This is a genomic window from Chamaesiphon polymorphus CCALA 037 (assembly GCF_003003845.1).
GTDB lineage: Bacteria > Cyanobacteriota > Cyanobacteriia > Cyanobacteriales > Chamaesiphonaceae > Chamaesiphon > Chamaesiphon polymorphus.
Genome location: NZ_PVWO01000260.1, coordinates 1 through 7,949, shown reverse-complemented (window position 1 = coordinate 7,949; position 7,949 = coordinate 1). Strand labels below are relative to the sequence as shown.

Annotated in this window: 6 protein-coding genes and 1 pseudogene; 1 reads left to right on the top strand and 6 read right to left on the bottom strand. The window is 45.4% G+C overall.

Annotated features, from left to right (window positions below):
* Positions 1-279, bottom strand: a pseudogene (locus C7B77_RS18215) (Asp-tRNA(Asn)/Glu-tRNA(Gln) amidotransferase subunit GatB); the annotation flags it as partial.
* A gap of 217 nt (positions 280-496) precedes the next feature.
* Here C7B77_RS18215 and C7B77_RS18210 point away from each other — a divergent pair.
* Positions 497-1,708: a trypsin-like peptidase domain-containing protein gene (locus C7B77_RS18210; RefSeq protein ID WP_106307950.1), complete on the top strand. Its 1,212-nt coding sequence runs from the start codon at positions 497-499 to the stop codon at positions 1,706-1,708.
* A 98-nt stretch (positions 1,709-1,806) separates the two neighbouring features.
* Here C7B77_RS18210 and C7B77_RS18205 read toward each other — a convergent pair whose 3' ends face one another.
* The 5 genes from C7B77_RS18205 to C7B77_RS18185 form a co-directional block, all read right to left on the bottom strand.
* Positions 1,807-2,169 carry a response regulator transcription factor gene (locus C7B77_RS18205; RefSeq protein ID WP_106307947.1) on the bottom strand — a complete coding sequence of 121 codons (363 nt, stop codon included), beginning with the start codon at positions 2,167-2,169 and terminating at the stop codon, positions 1,807-1,809.
* A 232-nt stretch (positions 2,170-2,401) separates the two neighbouring features.
* On the bottom strand, positions 2,402-3,112 hold the full coding sequence (locus C7B77_RS18200; protein ID WP_106307944.1) for a tetratricopeptide repeat protein: 711 nt from the start codon (positions 3,110-3,112) through the stop codon (positions 2,402-2,404).
* A gap of 150 nt (positions 3,113-3,262) precedes the next feature.
* Positions 3,263-5,596 carry a CHASE2 domain-containing serine/threonine-protein kinase gene (locus tag C7B77_RS18195; protein ID WP_106307941.1) on the bottom strand — a complete coding sequence of 778 codons (2,334 nt, stop codon included), beginning with the start codon at positions 5,594-5,596 and terminating at the stop codon, positions 3,263-3,265.
* Positions 5,597-5,663: 67 nt separating this feature from the next.
* Positions 5,664-6,212: a glutathione S-transferase family protein gene (locus C7B77_RS18190; RefSeq protein ID WP_106307938.1), complete on the bottom strand. Its 549-nt coding sequence runs from the start codon at positions 6,210-6,212 to the stop codon at positions 5,664-5,666.
* A 126-nt stretch (positions 6,213-6,338) separates the two neighbouring features.
* Positions 6,339-7,757, bottom strand: coding sequence for a CmpA/NrtA family ABC transporter substrate-binding protein (locus tag C7B77_RS18185; RefSeq protein WP_106307935.1), 1,419 nt, complete (start codon positions 7,755-7,757; stop codon positions 6,339-6,341).
* Positions 7,758-7,949: the final 192 nt, after the last annotated feature.

The window sequence follows — 7,949 nt, the reverse complement described above, 5'->3', positions numbered from 1 at the left end:
GTCGGGATAAAAATATTGCTTGCGATCGAATTTACTATAGGCGGCAATCTGACAATTAAGAGCTAAACCCGCTTTGACAGCATACTCATATACTTTCTCATTGAGTACTGGCAAAACTCCCGGCATTGCCGTACACACGGGGCAAATATTGTGGTTGGGAACGGCACCAAATTCGGTGGAGCAGTTACAAAAAATCTTGGTAGCTGTGTTGAGTTGACAGTGAGTTTCTAACCCAATTACGGCTTCATACTGGATTTTGGTCGGGGTAGCTACGGTCATGCGCCTATAAAAAATTAGTGTAGAGCGATATCTCTATATTGTATCGTGTTGGCGTTGGCGTAGCCTGCCAACGCGTCTAACGATTAGCGTGTAGCCAGTTGTGTAAAGAAGATCTCAAACAGATTGTAGAAACGTATTAATTCCCGACAATCGACGGTTGAGTATTTTGAAGATCGGGGTGAAAATTTAGGTATACCTCTTTTATAACTCGATCGCTATGGATATCCGCTCCAGAAGAATAGCCATAGGCACGATATTAGCGATCGCCGGAACTGGAGTTGGTGCGAGTGTCGGTAATTATTTACACCAGCAAGATCGATCTCCACTGACTCGATCGATCGACGATGATAATGCTGCGCCATGGCAATCGCTAGGAGCGCGCCAATATGATAATAGTAACTTTATCACCGCCGCTGTAGCCAAAATTGGGCCAGCAGTAGTCAAAATCGATGCTGCCGATTCTAGCCGACAATCATCAGCAGTCGATTCCGCAAAGCGGAGGCTACGCCAACGGCGGACGCCTGGTTCGAGTTTGGAAAGTTTACTAGAGGACAAAAGCCAAACTGGCAGCGGAGCGGGATTTATTGTCAGTGGAGATGGCAAAATTGTTACCACTGCTAGTGTCATTGGGGGAGCCAAGCGCGTCAAAGTTACGCTCAAAAGCGGGCGCGTTTTAGAAGGTAAAGTAGTTGGCATAGATCGCGTAACAGATCTAGCCGTTTTGAGAGTCAACGCGCGTAACTTACCTACCGTCAAGCTAGGGGACTCGGATCGCCTCGCTCAAGGTGAATGGGCGATCGCCATCGGCAATCCCCTCGGCTTAGATAATTCTGTCACCGTTGGCATCATTAGCGCGCTCGGGCGGACGAGTGTGCAAGCGGGTATTCCCGATCGACGAGTCAATTTTATCCAAACTGATGCGGCTATCAATCCAGGTAATTCTGGTGGCCCCTTGCTCAATGCGCGTGCTGAAGTTATCGGCATTGGTACGACGGTGCGCAATCGCTCTCAGGGCGTGGGTTTTGCCATCCCGATCCGGGCGGCGACGCGGATTACCGATCGATTATTTGCGACGGGTAAAGTCAACCATCCCTATCTAGGCGTCCAGATGATTGCCCTGACAGCCGAACTCAAAGCCGGAATTGCCAAAGAACCCAGCTTGCGATCGAAAGTAACTGCCCAGCAGGGGGCGATCGTGATGGAAGTAATTCCTAATTCGCCAGCGGCATCTGGCGGCATTCGTCCGGGAGATGTCATCGTCCGAGTTGCCGAGCGATCTATTGTTACTCCCAGTGATGTCCAGCAGCAAGTAGAAGCTAGTCAAGTTGGCAAAAAGATTGCATTACAAATTAGTAGAGAAGGCAAGACGCGATCGCTCCAAATCGAGCTGGGTATCTTACCCACAGCCGAGTCGGGATTAAAAGAATAGAAGTAGATGGGTGGATAAGAATCGAAAGGACGCTTGCGTCCATATTCACTATTCACTATTCACTTTGCACTATTCACTATCCACTATTCACTTAAATGTTATTTAACAACAGATTCGATCGCCGTAATTAGTTCTTGTTCGGAATATGGCTTGGTAATGTAGACGTCGATACCCTGTTTCTGACCCCAAAATCGATCTAAATCTCGATCGCGAGCAGTACAAGCGATAATCGGAATTTGACTGGTATCTGGATATGCCTTTAATAATCTACAAAACTCAAAGCCATTAATTCCTTCCATGGTGATATCTGTAACGATCGCATCTGGCTTTTGATTGGCGGCTAATTCCATGCCATCCTCGGCATTATCTGTAGAAATAACTTGATAGTTATTGTTTTTTAAATAAAGCATAACTAAATCTCGTTCTGATTGACTATCTTCAACAATTAAAATTTTTCTCATTTCTTTGACTTTAACGAATAAAGCACCAATAAAATAGCTTAATGGGATCCCGATCGATAGAATTTAGCTTAAAACTAATTCTCTTTTACTTACCTTTATCTAAAATTTAAAATAACTATAGACTTTTGTCACTGTAGCATATAGAGAGAACTATCTACTGAATGTATACAGAAATATAGACTAGATCTTAATTATTTAAAAATCAAATTATCTACCTAAAAACTATACCTCGCTACTTGCTTTGCCATTGCTTGAGGAGGGCGAGCGTCAGCTCGTACATTTCCGGGTTATATTGTTGTTTGTATAATATTACCGCTCGTTCTAGATCGCTAATTGCGCTAGCTGGATCTGCAAGATGGTCGTATTTGAGGGTCGCACGGAGAACGTGAGCATCGGCATAGACAGGATCGACTTCGATCGCTCGATTGTAATCGGCTAATGCGCCTTGCCAATCCTGAAATTTATCGTATTTTAATAGCCCTCGATCGCGATAGGCGGCGGCGGAATAGGGGTTGAGGTCGATCGCTTTACTATAGTCGGCCAATGCGCCACTATAGTCATGAAGTCTATTCTCTTTGAGGGATCCACGATTTTTATAGGCAGTAGCAGTCTGCGGATTGATCTGGATCGCTTTGCTGTAGTCATCTAATGCGCCACTACAGTCATCAAGTCTTTTCTGTTTGAGTAAACCGCGATTGTTATAAACAACAGCAGCATTGGGATTTATTTGCGCAGCCATATTGTAATCATCCAATGCGCCATAATAGTCATGCAGCTTATTCTCTTTCAATAAGCCACGATTGATATAAAGATCGAACGAATTATTTTTAAGTTCGATCGCTTTGTCTAGATCGACTAATGCACCTTGATAATCTTGGAGATTGTACTTAGATTGCGAAGACAGAATATAATCATTTACGGTAAACGGATTGTCTTTAGACATTTGATAGAAATCTAACTTAACCTAATATTTATATTACTCACAAAAAGTTTTTAGCAAGCAGATAATTTTTGAAAATTTTACTACCTTAGTTGTTGAAGGCGGTAACGATCGGACGGTATGACTGCTAGGGCGACGGCGAGATCGATTGGCTCAAGGTAAATCCATCAGTACCGCAGTTGCCGATTGATAGCGATCTCTAAAGTGGTAGGCGACCATTTTATTTAAGACTTTGGCTAATGTGGGCGAGACAGTGGCGCGATCTTGCCAGATGAGGTTGCCAGTACTCTCATCGACGGGTAAATATCGAGGATGCGTATTGGTCAGAGCTTCGATCGCGATCGTGCCCAAAGCATAAATATCGCTACTATAATTAGGTTGCCCAGAAAATTGCTCTGGAGGCGTATAGCCGCGCGTACCGATCGCGATTGTCATTTGCCGTTCGTCTGGGACTTGAGGTTGAATCTCTTTCACCGCCCCAAAATCAATGACTACTAGTTTGCCACGAGTGCGATCGCGAATGATATTTCCTGGTTTGAGATCGCGATGGATCGCATAGTTGCTGTGAATGAAGCCCAACACGGGTAACAGTTGACGCAACAAATCTAGCACTCGCTCCTCACTCCAGGGTTTGGTAGCACCTTCTAATTCGCGATCGAGTGGCGTACCGTCGATAAATTCCTGCACCAGATAAAACTCTTGCTGATGCTCGAAATACGCGAATAAATGCGGAATTTGCGGATGGTGTCCTAACTTCGATAAAATCTCCGCTTCGGTATTAAATAATCGCCGCGCCAAATTAACAAAATTGGCATCGCGTCTGGCGGGGACTAGTTGTTTGATGACACATTGCGGTTTGCCAGGAAGTTTGGTGTCGCGAGCCAAATAAGTCACCCCAAAACCGCCAGCACCTAAGGTCGATTCGGCTTGGTAGCGTCCATCCAACAGATAATTGGGTGGCATGGCACCCACTACTCGATCGAGACTGGGAGTTTGGTCTTGTTTGACAGTAGCATTAGCACGATCTAAAACTGTCAGGGCGTCGCCATCGGTGCCCAGAGCCATCGTCGTTTCTAAAGCTTCTGTCGCAGGTAATAATAGTGGGGATGCCTGTGTTGCTGCTGCGGTAGCGGGGGGAGCTGTTTGACTCAACAGCAGCTTGAGTTCGGCAATGGCACGTTCTTGCTCTCTAGCCAAATTGGCCATTTCTTGTTGTTGCTGTTGCGTGCGATAGCTAGTCAAACCTAACACACCAACACTACTCGTCACTAAGCCAACTAACGGACTCACCAACGGCAGCCAGCCATAATTTGCAAAAGCGATCGCGTATCCGCCCACTAACAGCATCGCGGCACCACTGGTAACGGCAAATAAGCGGACTGGATGGCGAATATACCAAGCCAAGAAGCTCCCCATCAAACACCAACCGCCCACCCAAAATCCTTCCGCCCAATCGGGAATAAACCACCATAATGGCTGCTTATCCAGGACTGCGCCCAGAATTTGACTGGTAATCTGCGCGTGTACCATCACTCCGGGCATCGTGGCATCTGCGGCAGCTCCAGCACTATAGGGAGTGAGAAATTCGTCTTTGAGGGTGCTAGCTGTAGAACCGATCAGGACGATCCGATCTTTAATTAACTTGGGATCGACTCGATCGTTCAAGAGATCTGAGATCGAGACGATCGGTGCTACAGCACTACTCACTTTTTGAGTTTTGGCATCGCGTCGCCGCCGATAGTCGAGTAAAATCTGGTATCCGCCCTGCTCGGCATCTTGATAGCCGCCATCAGTACCGGATAGGCGGTGAAAATGCGCCGGACCAAGCTGAAATCGATCTTTTGAGTCAAAACTACCACCGAGATTGTGTTGGCGGAACAGGTATTCTTGGGCGAGTTGGAGCGATAGACTAGTTTCGCTGGTGCAGGGCGATTTGGGATCGCGAGACATAAATAATAAGGCACGGCGGACGATACTATCGCGATCGACCACCAAATCCACAAATCCCAATTGTTCCGGTGGAATGCCTGGTGGGCCTGCAATGCCGGGATTTTTCAAGTTACGATGGTGACAGCCGGGAATAATCAGGTCGTTTTTTTTCCAAATCTCTACTAGCTTGGCATGTCCTGGCTCTACGGGATTGGCTCTAAACACGTCTAAGCCGATGAGTTTAGCTTTACGATCTGTCAGTTTTTGAATAATTTGAGCGATCGTGCGATCGGGCAAAGGCCAAACTTTGAGACGATCGAGATCTTCTTCTGTAATTGCGACGATTAGTAGCCGAGGATCGGGTGGAATCGGCGATCGCCAGCGGACGCTTCTGTCATAAGCTGCCAGTTCGCCCATCTCCCACCAGCCGAGATGTTTGGTACCTACAACTAGCCCTGTTACGCCCAAACTAACACCTAAAATCGTCACTAATTGCCAGGGTAATCGGCGATCGATTAGCGATTTCCAGATAGATGATAGTTCGAGCTTGCGAAACATTAGATGACGCCCTTGGCGATTGCCATGTAAAGATGCGAGTGACAGTCAGACCTCACTCTCATTCCTACTATGACATACCGATTTTGCAAGCGGGGCGATTCGAGATTCGATCGATATAATTAACAACTGCGGGATAAGCCGAGAGATCTAATTTCAACAGCAATGGAATATAGATTAACATCGAGCCAACTGCTACATCTACAACGCTAAATTCATCGCCTAAAAGATAAGGATGTTTGGCTAGCATAGCTTCAAGTGGCGGCATTAATTTAGGCAATTCCCGTTCGCGGCTTGCTTCGACAAAAATTCCAGTTGCTAGCGTCGAATTACCGAATAATGTCCACTGGGCAAAGATCGCTTGTTGTTCTAGTGACAATTCAGTTTTACTATATTTTTGATTCAGATATAACAAAATCGCCCCAGATTCAAATAGCGCGAAATCGCCATCGACGATCGCGGGAACTTTACCAAAAGGATTTATCTTGAGAAAGTCTGGCTGAAGATGTTCTGCTCCGGCCATATCTAGCAAAATAAATTCATACGGAATTGCCAACTCCTCCAAATACCACCGCACGATCGAAGCCCGACTCCGCGCACCACCATACAATTTAATCATCTTAGTTATTTAGTTAATTCAGATTAACAAGATCGCACTTAAAAATTTATCCTAGCTTAGATTTAAATGGTGGGCAATGCCCATCCTACTTATTTATCAATTATCAATTATCAATTATCAATTCCCCTACGCTCTTAACTCAAACCCATTCAGATATTCCGCCGCTTTATTTGGATCGAAAGCAACTCGATCGATAAACATTTCTGGCTGTTCGATTTTGAGTTGTCCTTTAGGTAAATTCAACCAAAAAGCTTTGGCAATGTCTGCATAAGCAGCCGTAGGATATAGTTGCTTAATGACAGCATCTGCATTTTTGGGATATTCAGTAAGCTGCTGCTGACGCCACCGTACCATCTGCGTCAATACCCAAGCAGCGTGAGAATGCCAGAGGAAATTTGCATGATTGGGTTGTTGGAGATAGTTAGTTGCTTGAAAATGAAATATTTGGAAATCGGGAACTTTCATCACACCAGATTTACCATCAAAACCACCATAATTATAATTTCCAGCCAGAATTTTTTGCCAATTTTTATTACTACCAGTATCCGTATACTGAGACTTACCTAAAACAGGTGCGAGTTCGGCAACATGTTTGGGATTATCGCAGTATTGACAAGCTTCTAATACGGCTGCCATCATTGCTTTAGCCGTAATCGGATTAGCTTGCAGCCAAGTATCTAAAGATGCCAGAATTTTTTCAGGATGTCCGTGCCAAACATCTCGATCGATCGAAGCTGTAAATGCCTTTTTATCCGCGAGTGTTTGCTGGTTGAATAATTCGTCGGTTGCATAACCGATTAGTTTGCCACTCTCCAATCCAGCGGTAATATTATTAGGTGCTAACACCTCAAATTTCAGATCGCGTTCGGCATCGATACCCATCGTCCCCAACCAATATCGGGTAGTATAATTTGCCATAGCGGCTGGATGTGCGATCGCAAATCCTGGCGGTTGTTTCAATTCGCGGAAGAATTTGTTATAGCTTTCTTGCATTTCATGCAGACTATTATATGCTTGGCGAGGTCGCAACCCTGCCTTCCAAGCACTCTCTCCTAGACTAATACTATTACCATTGATATTTAGCCCCATTAAGGCAACTGTATTAGCATTACTCTTGCTTTTCTCTTTGTCCTCATTATCTCGCTCTCTGCGATTGCGGCGACGACGCGGTTTCTCGGCCTCTTCAGCTTGCGCTCTCGATTTAGTCCCTTCAGCACTAAAATATTCCCAGAGCGGCACCGCAAATAAAGTTTGAACGGCATCTAATTTGCCGCTATGCAATTCCTGCTGCACCCGCTCCCAAGTCGGCTGCTTGACTAACGTCACATTCAAGCCATACTTTTTAAACATCCCTTTCTCTTTGGCAACTACCAACGGAAGACAGTCCAAACTCGATACGATTCCAATCTGGAGATCGGTTTTTTCCAACTTGCCAAAGTTAGCTGGCGGCTGGTTAAAATGAGTACTCCCCTGACTGTTACAAGCGGCAAAAGTCAAACTTGCTGCGGCGAGAGTACTATATTGCAGAAATTGGCGACGCTTCATTACGATGATATTTGAGATCGGTAAAGTCGAGAGTTATGTTGAATTTTACAGGATGCGGCGACAATTTAGGGGATAGGCTTTAGGTTTTAGGCTTTAGGCTTCAGGTTTTAGGTTTTAGGCTTTAGGCTTTAGGTTCTAGGTAGAACTGTGGTTAACCTACTCATCCACCCATCCACCCATCCACCCATCCAC